The organism is Cryobacterium sp. LW097 (assembly GCF_002205495.2).
Lineage (GTDB): Bacteria > Actinomycetota > Actinomycetes > Actinomycetales > Microbacteriaceae > Cryobacterium > Cryobacterium zongtaii.
Genome location: NZ_CP021992.1, coordinates 3,621,737 through 3,639,312 on the forward strand (window position 1 = coordinate 3,621,737; position 17,576 = coordinate 3,639,312).

The window sequence follows — 17,576 nt, forward strand, 5'->3', positions numbered from 1 at the left end:
GAGCTAGGGAACCAGCGTCTCCAACGCCGGGTGCAGGTGTTTCGTGCGCAGAGCAACTGTCGCCTGGTCGGCGCCCGCGGCGAGCGCCGCCTCCGTGGAGGCGCCTGACAGGGTGGCGTCGAGAAAACCCGCGAAGAACGCATCGCCGGCGCCGTTCGTGTCCCGCACCTGAACGGGCACGGCAGCCACCCGGTGCAGGCCCTCGGCGTCGACGGCCATCGCGCCCTCTGCGCCGAGCGTGCACACGACGGCCGTGGTGCCGGCCGCCACACGGGCCCGCATGAACGCCGACGGATCGCTCATGCCGTCGGCATTCATGAAGATGTAGTCGGCCGCCCGGATGAAGGGCTCGTGGAACTCGGACCGGCCGTCGTAGTCGTGGACATCGGTCCAGACGGGGACGCCGGCCGCGATAGCCGTGGGGAGCAGGGCTCGGGAGGTTTCGGAGAGGTCCATCACCAGGGCCGCGGCACCCCGGCTCAACGCCGTGAACTGGGCGATGTCGGGTGCGGTGAACGCCGGCACCGAAAGGTACACGGACACCCGCTCCCCCGCCCGGGTCATCAGGTTCAGGTGTCGTTCGCCGGCACCCGGCACCACCGACGCGGTCACCTGGATTCCCGCCGCCTCGAGAACGGAACGCACCCGTCCTGACGCGTCGTCGTCGCCGAGCAGGGTCTGACATTCGACAGCCCGCCCGAGCCCGGTCAGGTGCAGCGCCTTACCCGCGGAGGTACCACCGACGGTCTGAAAATCCTCGAGGGCGAACGTGACGTGCGGGCGCGGCTCCGGCAGCTGGTCGAGGTAGACCAGCGTGTTCCACGACACCGGTCCGCATACAACGATGTGACCCGCGCCGATGGCGCCCCCAGCGGATGCTCTGCTCATCCGCTCAGGCTACGGCACGGCCGCTTGGCGACTCGATGTGCCACAGCCGGTACGGATTTTTGCCGGTCCCTACCCGGCTCGGAGCGGGCGAGACCACGCAACCTCACGGCTGAGCTGGCCGGATTGGACGAAGTGTTGCACCTGGTGGGTACCGGCGAGCGCCCTGGCGAGGTCGTCGCGGTCGGCAGCCTCGAAGCCCAGTTTCTGCCAGAAAGGCCCGGACCGTCGACTGAACAGCCACGCCCGCTGCGCTCCGCTTTCAGCAGCCCGCGCCAGGGCGAACAGGGCCAGCCGGGTGCCCTCGCCGGTTCGCTGGGTGAGTGGATGAACCGCCACGCTCCGAATGAGCGCGTGCTCCTGGTCATCGCTGAGCTCGAATCCCGTGCACGCCACGATGCTGCCGACCGCATCCCGTTCGATCCAGAGGTGCACCGTGGGAGCGTCAAGCCCGCTCAGCGTCAGATCTACCTCGCGGAGGAAATCGGTCAGGTCGGCCGTATCGCCGGGCGACACTGGGGTGAGGGACGACATGGGCCCAGGTTACTGGGGCGGTTCATCGCGATCCGCAAGTCAACTCGCGAGAGCCCGGGCGGCGTGACTAGGAACGCACCGACTTGCGCTCGTAGATGATCATCGACCAGGCGTAGCCGATGACCGTGATCACCACGCACCAGCCGACCGCGAGCACAGCGTTCCAGCCGAGCGGGGTGCCGAGCAGCAGCCCGCGGAGGGTCTCCACGATCGGCGTGAACGGCTGGTACTCCGCGAACCACTGCAGCCCGGCCGGCATCGACTCGGTCGGTACGAAGCCGCTGCCGAGGAACGGCAGCAAAACCAGCAGGAGCGGCAGGTTGCTCGCCGTCTCCACCGATTTGGCCTGCATGCCCATCCCCACGGCGATCCAGGTGATCGCGAAGGCGATCAGCGCGATCAGGCCGAAGGTGGCGAGCCACTCGATGGGGGTGGCGGTGGGCCGGAACCCGATCAGCACACCGACGCCGAGCACCAGCGCGACGGCGATTATCGCCTGGATGGTGTTGCCGAGCACGTGCCCGGCGAGCACCGCCGCGCGGGAGATCGCCATGGTGCGAAACCTCGCGGTGATGCCCTCGGTCATGTCCATCGAGACCGTCGTGGCAGTGCCGCCGGCGGTGCCGGCTATGGTGATCGCCAGGATGCCCGGCATCACGTAGGCGAGGTACGCCGCCCTCCCGCCGGCCGGGTCCACGCCCGGCAGGCCGGCCCCGAGGGTGCCGCCGAAGACGAACACGAACATGAGCAGGATCACCACCGGACCCACGATGGTGAACGCTGACAGGCCCGGGTAGCGAATCATGTGCAGCAGGTTGCGGCGCAGCATTGTGATCGCGTCGGTCACGACATAGGACCGATGACGGCTGCCCTGCACGGTCGGGCGCGGGGCGGTGATGGTGGTCATGAGTCTGTTCCCTTCGAATCGGCCCGGCCGGACGATTCCTTCGTGCCGGTCAGCGCGAAGAACACGTCATCAAGGTCCGGGGTGTGGATGCTGAGGTCGTCGACCTCGAGATGGGCCGCGTCGAGGCGGTCGAGCACGGCGCGCAGCGCGCCGACGCCGCCGGCGCTGGGCACGGTGAGCACCAGTCCGGCGTCATCACGAGCAGAGCCGTCACGAGCAGAGCCATCGCGAGCAGAGCCATCGCGAGCCGACTGATTGAGCAGGCGGGCGGCGGTGTCCAGCGCCGCGGCATCCGCAAAGCGAAGCCGGATGTGACCGCCCGGTACGAGGCTCTTGAGCTCGTCGGGCGTGCCGTCGGCGACGATGCGACCGCCGTCGAGCACCGCGATGTGGTCCGCGAGCTGGTCCGCCTCCTCGAGGTGCTGGGTGGTGAGCAAGACCGTGGTGCCCTCCGACACCAGGCCACGCACGATGTCCCACATGGTGTGCCTGCTGCGCGGGTCCAGGCCCGTGGTGGGCTCGTCAAGGAAGATCACGCTCGGCGCCTGGACCAGGGTCATCGCGAGGTCGAGGCGGCGGCGCATGCCGCCGGAGTAGGTGGCGAGTGGCTTGCGCGCGGCCTCGACGAGGTCGAACTCCTCGAGCAGTTCGGCCACCCGCGACTTCGAGCGTTTCGCGCCGAGGTGACGCAGCCGGGCCATCAGCAGGAGGTTCTCCTCGCCGGTGAGCAGGCCGTCGACAGCGGAGAACTGGCCGGTGAGACCGATCGCCGCGCGCACACCGTCGGGGTCGCGCGAAACGTCGCATCCCGCGACGGTGAGGGTGCCGGCATCCGCCCGCACGAGCGTGGAGAGGATGTGCACGGTGGTGGTCTTGCCGGCGCCGTTCGGGCCGAGCAGCGCGGTCACGGTGCCCGCCTTCACGGTGAGGTCGACGTCGTCGAGAACGGTCTTGCTGCCGTAGGACTTACGCAATCCCTGCACGGCGATCGCGGTGGTGGTCATGATGTTCTACCCTTCGCTTCGGTGCGCGCACTCAGCGCGCGCGGTGGATGCCGATGTCGCCGAACGCGGTGCGCGCACGCACTGCCACGGTCTGCTCGGACGGGTCTGGGGCACTGTCGCCGTCGAGCTCGTTGCGCAGGCGGCCGTTCTTGGAGGCCAGATCGAGCCAGGCGGGAACGCCGGGACGCACACCGATGCTGACCTGGCCGAAGCCGCTCTCGACCTGCACCGACCCGCTCGAGATCTCTCCGAGCTGGATACTGCCATAGGCGGTTTTCGCCGACACGGCGGCGAGCGCCCGGGTGATCTCGAGGTCGCCGTAGGAGAGCTTCGCGTCGAGATCGCCGCCGGACTCCCCCACCGAGATGTTGCCGTGCGAGGCCTTGAGGATCGCGTTGCCGGTGACAGTGCCGATCCGGAGCTGACCGTGATCGGCGGTGATCTCGATGTCTCCCTCGGCGGCGCCGACGGTGGCGTTGCCGTTGCCGGCGCGCAGCCACAGGTCGCCGGTGGTATCGACCTCCGCCGCACCGTTCGAGCACTTGATCCGGGTGGCGCCGAGGCGTCCGGTTGCGCGCACATTGCCCGATGAAATCTCGGCCGTGAGCCGCGATCCCGTCGGCAGCTCGATGAGCACGTCCACCGACTCGCTGGGGCCGATGATGCTGAAGCGGGGCTTCGGGCCGGTGACGGTGAGGCGCTGGCCGTCGAAGTCCACTCTGGTCTCCTCGGCACCGCGGCGGTCGACTGCCCTGGCCGGGCTGGTGGGTGACACCGTCACGACGGTGTCGGTTCGGTCGCTGGCGACGACGTCGATTGCGCCGACCGGCAGGTGGATGGCGAGGTCGATGGGGTTGGGGGTGTCGTAGGTGGGCATGCTGATGCGTCCCTCTCTGTGGGCTATGCAATTCGGGGCTGTGCAATTCGGGGCTGTGCAATGTGGTGCTGTGCAATGTGGGTACGACGGACCGACCCCGCGGGTGCGCGTGGTTGGAGTGTTCAGCGTGCTGGGCGGGTTAGCGCGCCCAGCCCGCGAAGTTGTCGCCGGTGCGCAGGGTGCGCTGCACGGAACGGCGTTGCTTGGGTTGCAGAGCGGCCGCCGTCGCACGCACCAGCCAGGTGTTCACCGACAGACCATCGGCCGCCGCCGCTTCGTCCACCCGCGCCTTGAGGGCGTCCGGCAGACGGAGGGTGGTGCGTGAGGTGCTCGCTTCGTCGAGGTCGACGGATGCTGCGGGCCGCTCGTCGCTCTCCGGCTCGGTGTTCGGCGCGGTGACGACGAACTCGATCTCACGACCGCGCAGCCGCAGGTCGACGGAGCCGGGGGCGAGGTCGCGGGTGATTTCGCCCACCGCGGCCGACAGCACGTCGAGGAGCACGAGCCGCGCCGCTGCATCCAGCCCGGCGGCGAGGCGCTCGGCGACGGCGCGAGTGTCCTCCGCACCGTTCTCCGCGGCATCCACCAGCTGACGCTGAAGGTCATTGACGTACGGTCCAAGTTCCATGCCACCATCATGACACCACGATGGTGTCATGTCAAGCATTGATGGTGTCAGAGTTGGCGTCAGACCCGGGCGGCCTTCTCTACGGCGGTGACGGCCGCCGCAACGCCGGCGTTCCACGGGGTGCCGTGTCCGGGCAGCACCCAGGTGGCCCCCGTGGGGAGAATGGCGCGAAGCGATGCGATCGCCTGCTCCGGCTCATCCGTGAACGGCGCCGGCTGAGGCCCCGTCTTGCCCGTGAGTACGTGACGGGTCGTGAGCCCATCGCCCACGAAAACGGCGTCGGCGATCGGCACATGGATCGCGATGCTGCCTTCGGAATGCCCGGGCAGGCCGATGATTCGGGGCGCACCGGGCAGGTCCAGCGTGTCTCCGTCGTTCGCGTCCACGGTCTCGGTCAGGTAGGTGGTGCGCATCCCGCCCTTGCGCAGGGAGTACGCCGCGAAGCCCAGAGTGGCGCCCAGCTTCATCGACTGGCGGCCGTTCGCCGGCTTGGGGCCACCCTTCGCGCGAGCCGCGTCGCCCGGGTGAACGTAGACCGGCACGCCGTGATCGCGCCGGAGCCGTTCGGCAAAGCCGACGTGATCGCCGTCACCGTGCGTGAGAATGACGCCTTTGACGTCGCTGAGGGTGCGCCCCATGCCGGTCAGCTCGGCGAGGAGGTCCCGCCACTGGCCGGCGAGTCCGGCATCGATCACGGTCACCCCCTCGGGAGTGTCGACGAGGTAGGCGGCCACGATGTCGTTGCCGATGCGGTGAAGGTGCGGTCCTAGTCTCATGATGGCTCGACCGTACCGCTCGTGACGCCGATCGGCCAGGATGTCAGGCCGAACGACGGATGATGCGCGGCACCACAATCCAGAGCAGCGCGACAACGACGAGGATGAACACCGCGAAGGCCACACCCCACGCCCGGCCGAGCACCAGATCGAAGATGAGCAGCCCGATGCCGGCGACCGTGATGGCGACCCCGGCGAGCGTGGCCTGCACGAAATAGTCGGTGTACCGGATGATGCGGCTCTTCGCGTGCTTGCGGAACAGCACTCGATGCAGGCTCACCGGAGCCAGGCCCACCAGGGTCGTCAGAACCGAGGTTGCGACCAGGACCAGATAGATGTCGCGCTGAAACGCATCGAGGTCCTCGAACCGGGACTGGAAGACCGCGGCCAGGAGGAAGCCGGTGAGAATCTGGGTTCCAGTTTGGATGACCCTGAGCTCCTGGAGCAGCTCATTCCAGTTGCGGTCCAGACGCTCATTCGGGGTTTCGCCGCGACCGTCACGGGTGGCGCCGCCGGGTACGTCCGGAACCGGAGAGGAGTGCGACATGGGCTGAACCTTCCGTGAAGAGAACCGGCAGCATCGGCCGCCGCGGGTCGGGACTCACGAGAGTACCGCCGGGCATCCGGGATCGCAGCCGGTTCGGACTGGTCGAGCCGGGCCAGACAGGACTAACGTTGACCTTAGGTTCGGACTCGTTTCGATGACACGTGCCCTTTTGACACTATGGACACGGCTGGCGGTGCTGATGAGTGAAGTCTCGGGGACACCCCGAATGACGGGCGGGCAGCTGGCCTCCCCGTTCCTGGAACTCCTGCCGATCACGGGTGCGGCCATTTCGGTAATGGATCAGGACCGCCGCGCCTCGCTGATCCACGCCACCGACCCCACGGCCGCCCGGTTGGAGGAGATGCAATTCGATCTGGGTGAAGGTCCCCAGTTCGATGCGTTTCGGACCGCATCGCTCATATCGGTTCCCGACCTCGCGCTGACCGACCGGTGGCCGGCATTCCTGCGGAGCGCTGCCGAGCTGACCGTGGGCGCCGTCTTCACCTTTCCCCTCATGCTGGGAGCGGCCTGCACCGGCACTGTCACCTGTTACCGCACCACCCCCGGGGCCCTCGATGACCAGGCCGCGACACTGGGCACCTCCCTGTGTCGCGCCATCGCCGGGCCCGCCTTCCGCCGTGCGATAGTCCTCGCCGAACACGAATCATCCGACGATGAGGCACCGATCGAATCCCGGCGGGAGATCCACCAGGCCACCGGGATGGTTCTCGGCCAGCTGGATATCAACGCAACGGATGCTTTCTCACGAATCCGGGCCTACGCTTTTTCTAGCGGATATACCGTCCAAGAGATTGCCCACGCCGTCGTCAGCCGGCGCCTCAATTTCGCAGAGCTCCCAGAGTAGGTATGACATGCACGCCATAGACCACGCGGCTGACAACACCCGTGAAGCAAGAATCAACGACGCGTTTGTGCGCGTGGCCGGCAGCCTGGTCGCCGACTACGACATCGTCGATCTGCTGTCCACCCTCGTCTACACCTGCACCCAGCTTCTCGACGTACAGGCAGGCGGCATCCTCCTGGCCGATGGCACGGGGATGCTCGAATTGGTGGCCTCGACCAGCGAAGAGGCTGAAATCGTCGAGGTCATGATCGTCGCCGCCGGCGCCGGCCCATGCATCGACTGCTACCAGACCGGGGCGGTGGTGAGCGTTCCCGACATCGAAACCGACCCCCGCGACTGGCCGCGGTTCCGCCGCACCGCCCTCGACCAGGGCTTTCGGGCCGCCCACGCCACCCCACTCCGGCTGCACGGCGAGGTCATCGGCGCGATGAACCTGCTCAGTACGGAGGCCGGCGCGCTCAGCGACCGAGACGCCCAGCTCGCCCAGGCCTTGGCGGATGTCGCGACAGTCGGCATCCTGCACGAGCGCAGTTTCCGGCAGCCCGAGGTTGTGGCCGCGCAGCTCCACCTCGCTCTGGACACCCGGATTCTGGTGGAGCAGGCAAAGGGGGTTCTCGCCGAGGTGCGCTCCTGCACCATGAGCGAGGCCTTCGACGCCCTCCGCGACTACGCCCGCACACACGCGGTCACCCTGCGCGCTGCGGCGGCCGGTGTGGTGAACCGCAGCATCTCCGCCGAGGCACTGGTGGCCCAGGCACGCTAACGGCGCGGCCGGCCACTGCGCCGGTTCCTCAGGTGTGGCAAGATGCGGCCGTGACCACTCAACCCGAGCGCCGGATGCTCCTTGACACCGCCTCCCTGTATTTCCGCGCGTTCTACGGCGTGCCGGACTCGGTGCGCGCACCCACCGGTGAACCGGTGAACGCCGTGCGCGGGTTGCTCGACATGATCGCCCGACTCGCCACCGAGTTCCAGCCCACCGAGATCGTGGCCTGCTGGGACGACGACTGGCGGCCGCAGTGGCGGGTCGATCTCATCCCCACCTACAAGACCCATCGGGTCGCCGCCGAGCCTTCGGTGGCTGCCGACCCCGCAATCGAGGTTGTGCCCGACCTGCTCACCCCGCAGGTGCCGATCATCCGCGAGGTGCTCACCGCGCTCGGCATCCCGATCATCGGCGCCGCCCAGCACGAGGCAGACGATGTGATCGGCACCCTCGCCTCGCACTCGTCGATCCCGGTGGAAATCATCACGGGCGACCGGGACCTCTTCCAGCTCGTCGACGACACCCGGGACGTTCGGGTGATCTACACCGGCCGCGGCATGGCCCGGCTGGAGCTTCTGACCGACGCGACGCTGACGGCCAAGACCGGCGTCACTCCGGCGCAGTACGCCGACTTCGCCGCCATGCGCGGCGACGCCTCCGACGGCCTGCCCGGCGTGGCCGGGGTGGGCGAGAAGACCGCGGCCACGCTGCTGGCCGAGTACGGCGACCTCGACGGGATCGTGGCGGCGGCGGCCGACCCCGATGTGAAGTTGGGCGCCTCCGTGCGCGCGAAGATCCTCGCCGCCGCGGACTACCTCACGGTGGCCCCGACCGTGGTGAACGTCGTGCGTGACCTGGACCTGCCGGACTTCGACGCCCGCATCCGCCCCAGCACACCCGAGCAGAATGCCGAGCTGGAGCAGTTGTCGGCCACGTGGGGGCTCAGTTCGTCGATGCAACGCGCCCGCGAGGCCCTGGCCGCATTGGTCTGAGCGCGTGGCCTGAGCGCGTTGGCCTGAGCCAGTTCGCCTGAGGCCGGTCTAGCTCGATCCGGCGATGCGCAGCACAACACTGCCCCGCTTGTGGCCGGCGTCGACGAAGCGGTGCGCGGCCACGATCTCGTCGAGGTCGTAACTGCGGTCGATGACCGGTCGCAGTTTGCCCTGCTCCGCGAGGCCCACGAGAAACCGAAGGTCCTCGGCCCGGTAGTCGACGCCGCTGGCGCTGACCAGCTTGCCGCTCCTGCGAGTGCGGGACCTCGCGCGCAGGAGACCGGTGAGGTCGGTGATGACGGCCAACAGGGCTCCGCCGGGGGTGATCAGCCGCTGCACCCTGTCGAAAGACGCGTTACCGACGCAGTCCATGATCACGTCGTAGGTGTCGGATCCGGTCGTGAAGTCCGAGCTCTCGTAGTCGATCACCCTGTCGGCGCCCAGGTCGGTGACCAGGGCGGCGTTCCGCGCCGCGCAGACCGCGGTCACGTGCGCACCGAGGTTCTTAGCCAGTTGCACGGCCGCGGTGCCGACGGCTCCGGATGCCCCGTTGACCAGCACCCGCGCGCCCGGCTGGATGTCGGCGCGGTTCAGGAAGACCCTCGCGGTGATGCCGCCGAAGACGAGGGTGACGGATTCGTCGAAGCCCAGGCCGGCCGGCTTGGCGGTGATCGGTCCGTCCTGCCCGATCCGGGCATACTCGGCGTGGCCGCCGAACTTCGCGCCGAGCATGGCGATGACCTCGTCGCCGGGCGCGAATCTGGTGACCTTCTCCCCCACCGCTGCGACGACCCCGGCGGCATCCATGCCGAGCACCCGTCGGCGGGGCCTGAAGAACCCCAGGCCGGCCCCGGCCAGAAGGCCGAGACCCTTCGGCACGTCGTGGGAGCGGGCCCGGTGGTCGGCGGCGCTCACGGTGCTGGCGAGCACCCGGATGAGCACCTCCTCCGGCCCGGGCGCCGGAGTGGGGATCTCCTCAACCGAGACAACGTCGGCGGGGCCGAACCGCCCGTAGACCGCGGCCCTCACGAGGTCGCCCCAACCGGGTCGGCGCCGACTCGGCGCTGCGGCATCCGCTCGACGGCGGCGGTGTTGAAGCCCTTGAGGATCAGCCAGAGTGCGAGCGACACCTCCCAAGCGAACACGGGCAGCGCAACGAGCAGCCCGGTCGGCGAGAACTGGCCGTACAGGCCGAAGATCACCAGCACCGTCGAGATGGTGATGATGGCCCCGCCCACCAGGCCGAGTACCGCGATGGCGCGAGGCACGAGGCGGGAGGTGAACATCAGGGAGGCCAGCAGGATCGAGCCGACGCCGAGTGCGAAGCCCGGGCCGAACAGCAGGGTGCCGTCTTGCAGGGCCAGCAACGCGGCGGCGACGGCCTCAAGCGCGCTGTCATCAATACTGGGCGGCTGCTGCCGCAGCATCAGCACCGTGAGCAGGCTGAGGGTGCCCACCAGGATGATCGCGGCCTCGAGGATGCGCGCGGCAGCGTAGGCCAGCGCCAGCGTCGGACTCTGGCGGCGGAGCACCGGATAAAGGACCACCCCGGTGCCGACCACGGCGATCACCAGCACGACCTCGAACAGCACGCCGACGGCCACCATCGGGTCGCGGCCGGCACCGAGGACATAACCGGGCGTGTTGAGCACCGGGGCATAGAGCAGACGACCGACGATCGCGCCGACTTCGGTCAGGAGAAAGAGTACACCGGCGAGAATTGCGGTTCGGCGGATGGGAGACATGAGAGCTCCTTCAAGGTTGAGGTGTACGGCGTACACTCGGATGCAGCGACTCTAAGGTGTACGCTGTACTCCTGTCAATGGGCAGGACTGATCTCGTTCAAAGGGACCTCACATGGCTCAAGTTCTGGTGGTCCCGCGGGTGCGCCTCAACCGTGATCGGGTGCTGCAGGCCGCCGTCGGGCTTGCCGATCAGGCCGGTATCGAGGCGCTGAGCATGCGCCGGCTGGCCGAGGAGCTCGGCGTTGTGCCGATGGCTCTGTACAAGCACGTGGCGAACAAGGACGAGCTGCTCGACGGCATGGTCGAGGTGATCGTCGCCGAGATCGACCCGCCGGCCCTTGACACCGAGTGGAAGGCCGCGGTGCGACTGCGGGTGCTCTCGGCCCGCCAGATGTTGTTACGGCATCCGTGGGCCCGGTCGGTGCTCGAGTCGCGCACCACGCACACCCCGGCGGTGCTGGACTACCTGGAGTCGACGATCGGGATGTTCCTGGCCGGCGGGTTCTCGGCGGACCTCACCCACCACGTGATGCACGCCCTGGGCAGCCGCATGTGGGGGTTCACCCAGGAGCTCTTCGACGCATCCGCCGACCCGGCCCGGCCACCCGTCGACCCCGCCGTGCAGGCTGCCCGAATGCAGGCGATGGCGGAGCGGTATCCCCACATCCTGCAGATCAGCACTGCGGCGGCCCACGACGATTCGGTCGTGGCGCACGGCTGTGACGACAGGTTCGAGTTCGAATTCGCCCTCGACCTGCTCCTGGACGGCTTCGAGCGCCTCCATGTCTCCGGTTGGTCATCCGGCCCGGTCACCCGCACCGCCTAGCGCGGAATCAGGCGAAACCGAAGACCAGCGGGAAGACCGCGACCACGACGAGCGCCCAGAGCCCGTATATCGGCAGGTACCTGGTCTGCCAGTGTTCGAGCGCCGCGAACGGGTGTCGCCCTCGCAGGAACCCGATGGCGAGCCAGGCCGCACGCACCAGGTGCACGAGGAGCAGCAGGTTGAGGCCCAGCGCGGCGATCTTGTTGGGGCTGAAGCCGAACTCGGTGATGCGCGTGAGCATCGCGGTGAGCATCACGGCGTCGACAGCCAGGGCCACGATCACCAGCACCAGCTGGAGCACGTCGAAGACGCCGGGCCGGGCGAGGGAATCGCGGGCGGAGATCGAGTAGAGCAGCAGGCTGAGCACGAGCACCAGGATGGCGTTCATCAGGATGAGCAGGTAGCGGTCGACGGTGCCCAGCCCGCCGGCGGTGGCCAGCACCGCGAGCACGGCCAGGAGCATGATGATCGTCAGCGGGGTGAACACCCGGGTGAGCACCGGGGCGATGTTCTCGACCACGTTCTGCTTGGCCTCGACCAGCCAGGCGGCCACGACGAGGGCGCCGGGTATCGCGAGCGGCAGGATCCAGCCGGTCAGCACCGGACCGGGATCGACGCGCACGGCGGACAGCACCGCGACGGTGAGCCCGATGAGCACGGCTCCGCCGAGGGCGAGCAGCGTGTAGTAGATCGCGAGCTCGCCGGTGAACCGCACGAAGTCCATCCGTCGGGCGTCGGAGCGCCAACGGCCGCCGACGTAGGCGATCCCTACCAGCATCCAGAGCAGCACCGGGGCGTGCAGCGCGGCGAGCAACTCGGTGGAGCCGCCGGCGGCAAACGGGTAGACGTTGAGCAGCACCGCGAGGGCGGCGAACGAGACGATGAGGGTTGCCGCGACGGGCACGGTGAGCCGACGCTTCCAGCCGAAGTAGGCGGCGAGGAACGGGAACACCAGCAGGCCGAGGTTTCGGACCAGGCCCGTGCCGCCGTCGGACCAGGTGAGGCCGGCCTTGACGGCCAGGCCAGCGCCGAGGGCGAAACCGACCACCACGGCGAGTTCCCGCCAGGCCGGCGCGCGGCTGTCGCCGGCGGCGTCGGGCAGGAGCACGAGTTGTTTCCAGAGCCTGTCGGAGTGCTCCCTGGCGAATTCGCGGGACACGGCGTCGAGGTTGCCCAGCCGCTTGATCGCCACGAGGAAGGCCTCGTCGTGGTCGAGCCCGGTGGCCAGCAGGTCTTCGATCTGCTCGCGCAGGTGATCTTCCAGCTCCTCCACGTCGGCGGTGGCGATGGCCTGGCGTCGCTGCACGTAGCCGCGCCAGCTATCGATCTGGGCTTCCAGGTCGGCGTCGAGGTCCATCAGGCCCACCCCTCCGTCACGGCCGTCGGTCGGGGCCGGTCCTGCCAGACCTGGCGGAGGGCATCCGCCACGACGGTCCACTGCTCCTGCCGCTCGGCCAGCTGTTCCCGGCCGAGGTCGGTGATGGCGTAGTGCTTGCGCCGGCGGCCCACGTCGGAGGTGCCCCAGAGCGAGGTCACGTAGCCGAGCCGTTCGAGGCGGTGCAGCAACGGGTAGAGCATCCCGTCGGTCCACTGCATGCTGCCGCCGCTGAGATCGCTCACCCGCTTGAGGATGGCGTAACCGTAGAGGTCGCCGTCCATCAGAATCCCCAGCACCAGCGGGGTGGCCGCGGCGGCGACCAGGTCTTTCTCGATGCGCATGGCGCCTCCTATACCTAGAGCTGCAATGCATGAACCCTAGCAGTTCTAGGTATAGGGATGGAAGCGACCACTGCCCGGCTGCGGCCGCGCACACCCGTTGGTGCGACGGTGAATTTCCCGATTCGTCACGCCTCGGCGCCAAGCCTGGAGATACGTCCAGCTTCCTTGAGTTTCTCCTCTGCCTGAACAAGGCTGGTCAGATTCGCCCCACCCGGGCGGCACCGCAACCGCGGCCCGATCGTACAAAGAAGAGGACACCGTGAAAGCACTCACCTGGCAGAACACCAAAAAGGTAGAGGTCATCGAGGTCCCCGATCCGGTCATCGAAAAGCCCACGGATGTGGTCATCCGCATCACGTCAGCGGCCATCTGCGGTTCAGACCTGCACCTGTACAACGTGATGGGGCCGTTCCTGGCCAAGAACGACGTTCTCGGCCACGAGAACATGGGCATCGTGGATCAGGTCGGCGCCGCGGTAACCACCCTCTCGGTGGGCGATCGGGTCGTCATCCCGTTCGTCATCGCCTGCGGTGACTGCTTCATGTGCAACCAGGGCCTCACCACCCAGTGCGAGACCACCCAGAACCGCGACTCCGGCACCGGCGCCAGCCTCTACGGCTTCAGCGAGCTCTACGGATCGGTTCCCGGCGGCCAGGCCGAGCGCCTGCGGGTTCCGTTCGCGGACTTCAACGCGGTCAAGGTCGGCGCGGACCTGCCCGACGAGCGCTACCTGTTCCTCAGCGACATCCTGCCCACCGCCTGGCAGGGCGTGCAGTACGCGGATGTGCCCGCCGGCGGCACCCTCGCCGTGATCGGCCTGGGCCCCGTGGGCCAGTTCGCCAGCCGCATCGGACGCCACCTGGGCTTCCGGGTGCTCGGTGTGGACCCGGTGCCGGAGCGCCGCGAGATGGCCGCCCGGCACGGTGTGGAGGTGTTCGACCTCGACGACGACATCGTCGCGATGCTGCGGGCGACGACCGACGGTCGCGGCCCGGACTCCGTCGTTGACGCCGTGGGAATGGAGGCGCACGGCAACCCCGCCGCCGCGTTCACCCAGTACGCCGCAGGGCTGCTGCCGGATGCGGTGGCCAAGAAGGTCTTCACCACGGTGGGTGTTGACCGCCTGGCCGCGCTGCACATGGCGCTGGACCTCGTGCGCCGCGGCGGCACGGTCTCGGTGAGCGGCGTGTACTCCGGTGTGGCCGACCCGATGCCGCTGATGAACATGTTCGACAAGCAGATCCAGCTACGGATGGGCCAGTGCAACGTGCAGCGCTGGGTCGGCGATCTGCTGCCCCTCGTGGAGGACCACACCGACCCGCTCGGCGTGATGGACCTCGTCACCCACCGGGTGCCGCTAGATCGCGCCCCGGAGATGTACGAGACCTTCAGCGCCAAGGACGACGGCTGCATCAAGGTCGTTTTGACCCCCTGACGCCCTCTCGCGAACTGTGAGTCAAGCCCCAGAATCTCGAGATTTCTGGGGCTTTTCTCACGGCTCGCGGAGCCTTCTGCAGTGTCGGTGGTAGGTGAGACGATCTCATCATGAGTAACCCCGACCAGGCAGTACCGCCCGCTCCGGATGCTGACGACCACTCTCCGGAGTCCGCTCCACCTGGCTCCACCCCCTCCCCTGTCGACCCGACCGCTTTCGGGCCGTACGTCCCCAACCCGGCCCTGGACGAGTTGGTCTGCTCGGAGCTGGCCCGCCGCACTGAGCTGATCGCGGTCGAGGCCCGCGCCATCGCCATCGCGCAGGCCCGGCAGGCCGAGTTCCTCGTCGCTCTGCAGGGCTGGAGTGAGGACCCGCTCGTTTCCTCGCGCCTGCACGGCAACCCGGAGAGCATCCGGCTGGCCGACGTGAACGCGGCCACCCTGACCGAGGACCAAGCCCGCGCGGCCGCCTACAACCGGTGGGACGACCGGGACGTGGCCCGCCGCACGATTGTCAGTGAGACCGCCTGCCTGCTGCGCCTGTCTGAACGCACCGTGGAGCACCTGATGGATCAGTCCCTCTGGCTCCTGGCCGCCCCGGCGACCTTCGAGGCCCTCTCGACCGGAGAGATCAGTTACCGGCACGCCACCGCGCTCGTCGACCAGATGCGCACCCTGCCGATGGAGGACCAGGCGGCGTTCGAAGAGAAGGTGCTGCCCGAGGCCAAGCGCCTGCCGGTGGGCCGGTTCATCGACAAGGCCCGCCGGTTGCGGGAGCGGCTGCACCCGGAGTCGATCGTGACCCGCAGCACGAACGCCCTGACCGAACGGCACAGCCGCTGGGAGGCCGCCCCGGACGGGATGGGCTGGTTGCATTGGTACGGCACCGCCCACGACACCAAGGCCGCCTACGACCGCATCAACACGATGGCCGTACGGCTCAAGCACCTCGGCGACCCGAGCCCGGCCGACCAAACGGATGACGCCAGCAGCAACGGTGCCGCCTTCGGCATCGCGCAGGACCCGGCCGACGACTCCCCGACCCGCACCCTCGACCAACTCCGCGCCGACATCACCGCCGCCTTACTGCTGGACGGAATCACGCCCGACGGGATGGGCGCCGGCATCCGCGGCACCGTCATGGTCACCGTGCCCGTGCTCACCCTGCTGGGCTTGGACGAGGAACCCGGCACCCTCGAAGGGTACGGGCCCATCTCCCCCGAGGTCGCAAGGGAGATCGCCGGGCACGCACCGAGCTTCACCCGGCTGCTCACCCACCCGGAGACCGGGGTGGTGCTCTCGCTGGGCAAAACCCAGCACAAGAACACCAAGGCCATGAAGATGTACCTGCGGGTGCGCGATGAAACCTGCCGGTTCCCGGGCTGCTCCCGACCCGCGGTGACCAGCGACGTCGATCACACCGACCCCTGGGCTGGCGGCGGTAACACCGACTGCGACAACCTTGCCCACCTCTGCGAACCCCACCACCGACTCAAACACCTCAGCCAGTGGCGGGTCACGCAGGAACCAGGTGGGATCCTGGTCTGGACCTCACCGGGCAAACGCAGCTACCGCACCGACCCGGGCAATCCATTCGGACCACCCCGACCCCGACCACCGGTCGTGGGGCCGAAGACCCGGAGGCGGCCCGCCGACGAGAGTTACCTGATGCCCCGGCAGCGGCCGACCCTGAAGCCGACCCCACCGGTGCCCGAGAACCCACCGTTCTAAGCGGTCACCGAGTGGCCCAAGGCTGGTATCCCTAGACTCGGATCCATGTCCTTGATCAACGCAGATTACGAGATCCGTCGGTTTGAGCCGGCAGCCCCAGGCGAGCCCGGATACCCCGAAGCGACAGCCTGGGACAGCGCAGTCTCGTTCGGGTTCCATGAGGAGCGCAGCAGCGACGAGCGGGTTCAGGAGTCCATCGCCAGGAGCCGTGTGGACGGCGCCGTCTACACGGGCGCCTACCAAACCGGCCAGCCGGCCCCGCATTCGCTGGGCAGCGACGTGCCGGTGGCCACGTTCGGCACCCAGCCGAGCACGCTCAACATCGGGTTCGGCAGGTTGCTGGATGCGCATCTGATCACCGGCGTGACAGTGCGCACCTCCCACCGTCGTCGCGGGCTGCTCCGCCGCATGATGACCGAAGACCTCACCCTGGCCAAGGGCAACGGCATCGCGATCGCCGCCCTCACCGCGTCTGAGGCGTCGATCTATGGCCGTTTCGGTTTCGGTGTGGCCACTTCGGAGCAGAGCATCACGGTGGATACCAGCGCCAAGTTCCGGCTCGACCACCTGCCAGTGGGCTCTGTGGAGGTCGCCGACCCCAAGGTCCTTCTCGAGCTGGCACCACAGGTCTTCGCCCGGCTGCACGGCGAACAACCGGGGTCCATCGGCCGTCAGGAGTTCTACCGCCAGCTGGCCGCCGGGGCGTCGAGCCGCGAGGGCGGCCCCGATGCCAAGGTGAAGGCGGCCCTGCACTACGCGCCCGACGGTTCGGTCGACGGCTATGTCTCGTACAGATTCGGCGGCTGGGACAAGACGCCCGCGACGATGGAGATTGTGGACCTGGTGGCCGCCACCCCGGCGGCCTACCTGGAGCTCTGGCAGTATCTGGCGGCCATCGATCTGGTGGAGCGCGTCACCTGGAACGAGGCGCCGTCGGACAACCCGCTCACTTGGGCCTTGACTGATCCGCGATGTGTGTCCGCGACGAACCCGCGGGACCTGCTCTGGTTGCGCATCCTCGATGTGCGCCAGGCACTCGAAGCGCGCCAATTCGCCACCGACGGCGCCGTGGTGCTGAGAGTCACCGACGGGCTGAGTCTCACGGCGGGCACCTTCTCACTGAAGGTGCAGGGCGGCACGGCGCAGGTCACCGAATCAGCCTCGGCGCCCGACCTGGACCTGGACATCGCCGCGCTCTCCTCGATCTACCTGGGCGCGGTGAACCCCGTGTCGCTGGCGGCGGCGAACAAGGTGCGCGAAAACACGTCGGGTGCAGCGTTCCTGGCCGCCAGGCTCTTCGCCGTCGAGCGGCCCGCCCACTGCCTGACGCACTTCTAGCG

The 17,576-nt window shown here is 68.5% G+C and carries 19 protein-coding genes; 7 read left to right on the plus strand and 12 right to left on the minus strand.

Going from position 1 to position 17,576, the window contains the following annotated elements; genetic code table 11:
• Positions 1–3 precede the first annotated feature (3 nt).
• From B7495_RS17010 to B7495_RS17045, 8 genes are all read right to left on the minus strand, one after another.
• Entirely contained in the window at positions 4–828 is an 825-nt protein-coding gene (locus tag B7495_RS17010) for a carbohydrate kinase family protein (protein WP_240632299.1), read from the minus strand.
• 129 nt (positions 829–957) lie between these two features.
• On the minus strand, positions 958–1,419 hold the full coding sequence (locus B7495_RS17015) for a GNAT family N-acetyltransferase (protein ID WP_088457634.1): 462 nt from the start codon (positions 1,417–1,419) through the stop codon (positions 958–960).
• Positions 1,420–1,486: 67 nt separating this feature from the next.
• The gene (locus B7495_RS17020; RefSeq protein WP_088457635.1) at positions 1,487–2,326 is read right to left on the minus strand and encodes an ABC transporter permease; all 840 of its coding nucleotides are present in this window, start codon (positions 2,324–2,326) and stop codon (positions 1,487–1,489) included.
• Complete coding sequence (locus B7495_RS17025; RefSeq protein WP_088457636.1) at positions 2,323–3,330, minus strand: ATP-binding cassette domain-containing protein; 1,008 nt, start codon at positions 3,328–3,330, stop codon at positions 2,323–2,325. Before B7495_RS17025 ends, B7495_RS17020 begins: the two co-directional genes overlap by 4 nt.
• Positions 3,331–3,361: 31 nt before the next feature.
• Entirely contained in the window at positions 3,362–4,207 is an 846-nt protein-coding gene (locus B7495_RS17030; protein ID WP_088457637.1) for a DUF4097 family beta strand repeat-containing protein, read from the minus strand.
• 139 nt (positions 4,208–4,346) lie between these two features.
• Positions 4,347–4,835 (minus strand): toxin-antitoxin system HicB family antitoxin, encoded by a 489-nt coding sequence (locus tag B7495_RS17035; protein WP_088457638.1) that lies wholly within the window; start codon positions 4,833–4,835, stop codon positions 4,347–4,349.
• A 59-nt stretch (positions 4,836–4,894) separates the two neighbouring features.
• A complete protein-coding gene (locus tag B7495_RS17040) occupies positions 4,895–5,611 on the minus strand; it encodes an MBL fold metallo-hydrolase (RefSeq protein ID WP_088457639.1) in 717 nt (238 codons plus the stop codon).
• 43 nt (positions 5,612–5,654) lie between these two features.
• Entirely contained in the window at positions 5,655–6,158 is a 504-nt protein-coding gene (locus B7495_RS17045; RefSeq protein WP_088457640.1) for a DUF6328 family protein, read from the minus strand.
• A 199-nt stretch (positions 6,159–6,357) separates the two neighbouring features.
• Between B7495_RS17045 and B7495_RS17050 the strand changes: the two genes are divergently transcribed.
• The 3 genes from B7495_RS17050 (at position 6,358) to B7495_RS17060 (ending at position 8,781) form a co-directional block, all read left to right on the plus strand.
• Positions 6,358–7,023, plus strand: a complete 666-nt coding sequence (locus B7495_RS17050; protein ID WP_168195344.1) for a GAF and ANTAR domain-containing protein — start codon at positions 6,358–6,360, stop codon at positions 7,021–7,023.
• Between the two features lie 7 nt (positions 7,024–7,030).
• Positions 7,031–7,786 carry a GAF and ANTAR domain-containing protein gene (locus B7495_RS17055; RefSeq protein ID WP_088457642.1) on the plus strand — a complete coding sequence of 252 codons (756 nt, stop codon included), beginning with the start codon at positions 7,031–7,033 and terminating at the stop codon, positions 7,784–7,786.
• A 74-nt stretch (positions 7,787–7,860) separates the two neighbouring features.
• Complete coding sequence (locus B7495_RS17060) at positions 7,861–8,781, plus strand: 5'-3' exonuclease (RefSeq protein WP_088457643.1); 921 nt, start codon at positions 7,861–7,863, stop codon at positions 8,779–8,781.
• A gap of 48 nt (positions 8,782–8,829) precedes the next feature.
• Here the strand turns inward: B7495_RS17060 and B7495_RS17065 are convergent, their stop codons facing one another.
• Both B7495_RS17065 and B7495_RS17070 read right to left on the minus strand, forming a co-directional pair.
• Complete coding sequence (locus B7495_RS17065; RefSeq protein ID WP_088457644.1) at positions 8,830–9,810, minus strand: NAD(P)-dependent alcohol dehydrogenase; 981 nt, start codon at positions 9,808–9,810, stop codon at positions 8,830–8,832.
• Positions 9,807–10,526, minus strand: coding sequence for a DUF4386 domain-containing protein (locus tag B7495_RS17070; protein WP_088457645.1), 720 nt, complete (start codon positions 10,524–10,526; stop codon positions 9,807–9,809). Before B7495_RS17070 ends, B7495_RS17065 begins: the two co-directional genes overlap by 4 nt.
• Positions 10,527–10,638: 112 nt before the next feature.
• Here B7495_RS17070 and B7495_RS17075 point away from each other — a divergent pair, with 112 nt between their 5' ends.
• On the plus strand, positions 10,639–11,352 hold the full coding sequence (locus B7495_RS17075; protein ID WP_088457646.1) for a TetR/AcrR family transcriptional regulator: 714 nt from the start codon (positions 10,639–10,641) through the stop codon (positions 11,350–11,352).
• Between the two features lie 7 nt (positions 11,353–11,359).
• Here the strand turns inward: B7495_RS17075 and B7495_RS17080 are convergent, their stop codons facing one another.
• Positions 11,360–12,709, minus strand: a complete 1,350-nt coding sequence (locus tag B7495_RS17080) for a permease prefix domain 1-containing protein (protein ID WP_088458163.1) — start codon at positions 12,707–12,709, stop codon at positions 11,360–11,362.
• Positions 12,709–13,071, minus strand: a complete 363-nt coding sequence (locus tag B7495_RS17085) for a PadR family transcriptional regulator (RefSeq protein WP_088457647.1) — start codon at positions 13,069–13,071, stop codon at positions 12,709–12,711. The genes B7495_RS17080 and B7495_RS17085 overlap by 1 nt, the downstream gene beginning before the upstream one ends.
• A gap of 259 nt (positions 13,072–13,330) precedes the next feature.
• Here B7495_RS17085 and B7495_RS17090 point away from each other — a divergent pair, with 259 nt between their 5' ends.
• The 3 genes from B7495_RS17090 to B7495_RS17100 all read left to right on the plus strand — a co-directional run bounded on the left by B7495_RS17090 (position 13,331) and on the right by B7495_RS17100 (position 17,574).
• The gene (locus B7495_RS17090; protein ID WP_088457648.1) at positions 13,331–14,506 is read left to right on the plus strand and encodes an alcohol dehydrogenase catalytic domain-containing protein; all 1,176 of its coding nucleotides are present in this window, start codon (positions 13,331–13,333) and stop codon (positions 14,504–14,506) included.
• Between the two features lie 110 nt (positions 14,507–14,616).
• Positions 14,617–16,236, plus strand: a complete 1,620-nt coding sequence (locus B7495_RS17095; protein ID WP_088457649.1) for an HNH endonuclease signature motif containing protein — start codon at positions 14,617–14,619, stop codon at positions 16,234–16,236.
• Between the two features lie 45 nt (positions 16,237–16,281).
• The gene (locus B7495_RS17100; RefSeq protein ID WP_088457650.1) at positions 16,282–17,574 is read left to right on the plus strand and encodes a GNAT family N-acetyltransferase; all 1,293 of its coding nucleotides are present in this window, start codon (positions 16,282–16,284) and stop codon (positions 17,572–17,574) included.
• The last annotated feature ends 2 nt before the right edge of the window (positions 17,575–17,576 follow it).

What these genes read in the sequence shown, in the direction of transcription:
- B7495_RS17045 (WP_088457640.1), bottom strand. Translation starts at nt 6,158, where the DNA reads ATGTCGCACTCCTCTCCGGTTCCGGACGTACCCGGCGGCGCCACCCGT.
- B7495_RS17055 (WP_088457642.1), top strand. Translation starts at nt 7,031, where the DNA reads ATGCACGCCATAGACCACGCGGCTGACAACACCCGTGAAGCAAGAATC.
- B7495_RS17040 (WP_088457639.1), bottom strand. Translation starts at nt 5,611, where the DNA reads ATGAGACTAGGACCGCACCTTCACCGCATCGGCAACGACATCGTGGCC.
- B7495_RS17095 (WP_088457649.1), top strand. Translation starts at nt 14,617, where the DNA reads ATGAGTAACCCCGACCAGGCAGTACCGCCCGCTCCGGATGCTGACGAC.
- B7495_RS17060 (WP_088457643.1), top strand. Translation starts at nt 7,861, where the DNA reads ATGCTCCTTGACACCGCCTCCCTGTATTTCCGCGCGTTCTACGGCGTG.
- B7495_RS17030 (WP_088457637.1), bottom strand. Translation starts at nt 4,207, where the DNA reads ATGCCCACCTACGACACCCCCAACCCCATCGACCTCGCCATCCACCTG.
- B7495_RS17020 (WP_088457635.1), bottom strand. Translation starts at nt 2,326, where the DNA reads ATGACCACCATCACCGCCCCGCGCCCGACCGTGCAGGGCAGCCGTCAT.
- B7495_RS17015 (WP_088457634.1), bottom strand. Translation starts at nt 1,419, where the DNA reads ATGTCGTCCCTCACCCCAGTGTCGCCCGGCGATACGGCCGACCTGACC.
- B7495_RS17025 (WP_088457636.1), bottom strand. Translation starts at nt 3,330, where the DNA reads ATGACCACCACCGCGATCGCCGTGCAGGGATTGCGTAAGTCCTACGGC.
- B7495_RS17080 (WP_088458163.1), bottom strand. Translation starts at nt 12,709, where the DNA reads ATGGACCTCGACGCCGACCTGGAAGCCCAGATCGATAGCTGGCGCGGC.
- B7495_RS17070 (WP_088457645.1), bottom strand. Translation starts at nt 10,526, where the DNA reads ATGTCTCCCATCCGCCGAACCGCAATTCTCGCCGGTGTACTCTTTCTC.
- B7495_RS17050 (WP_168195344.1), top strand. Translation starts at nt 6,358, where the DNA reads ATGAGTGAAGTCTCGGGGACACCCCGAATGACGGGCGGGCAGCTGGCC.
- B7495_RS17085 (WP_088457647.1), bottom strand. Translation starts at nt 13,071, where the DNA reads ATGCGCATCGAGAAAGACCTGGTCGCCGCCGCGGCCACCCCGCTGGTG.
- B7495_RS17035 (WP_088457638.1), bottom strand. Translation starts at nt 4,835, where the DNA reads ATGGAACTTGGACCGTACGTCAATGACCTTCAGCGTCAGCTGGTGGAT.
- B7495_RS17075 (WP_088457646.1), top strand. Translation starts at nt 10,639, where the DNA reads ATGGCTCAAGTTCTGGTGGTCCCGCGGGTGCGCCTCAACCGTGATCGG.
- B7495_RS17100 (WP_088457650.1), top strand. Translation starts at nt 16,282, where the DNA reads ATGTCCTTGATCAACGCAGATTACGAGATCCGTCGGTTTGAGCCGGCA.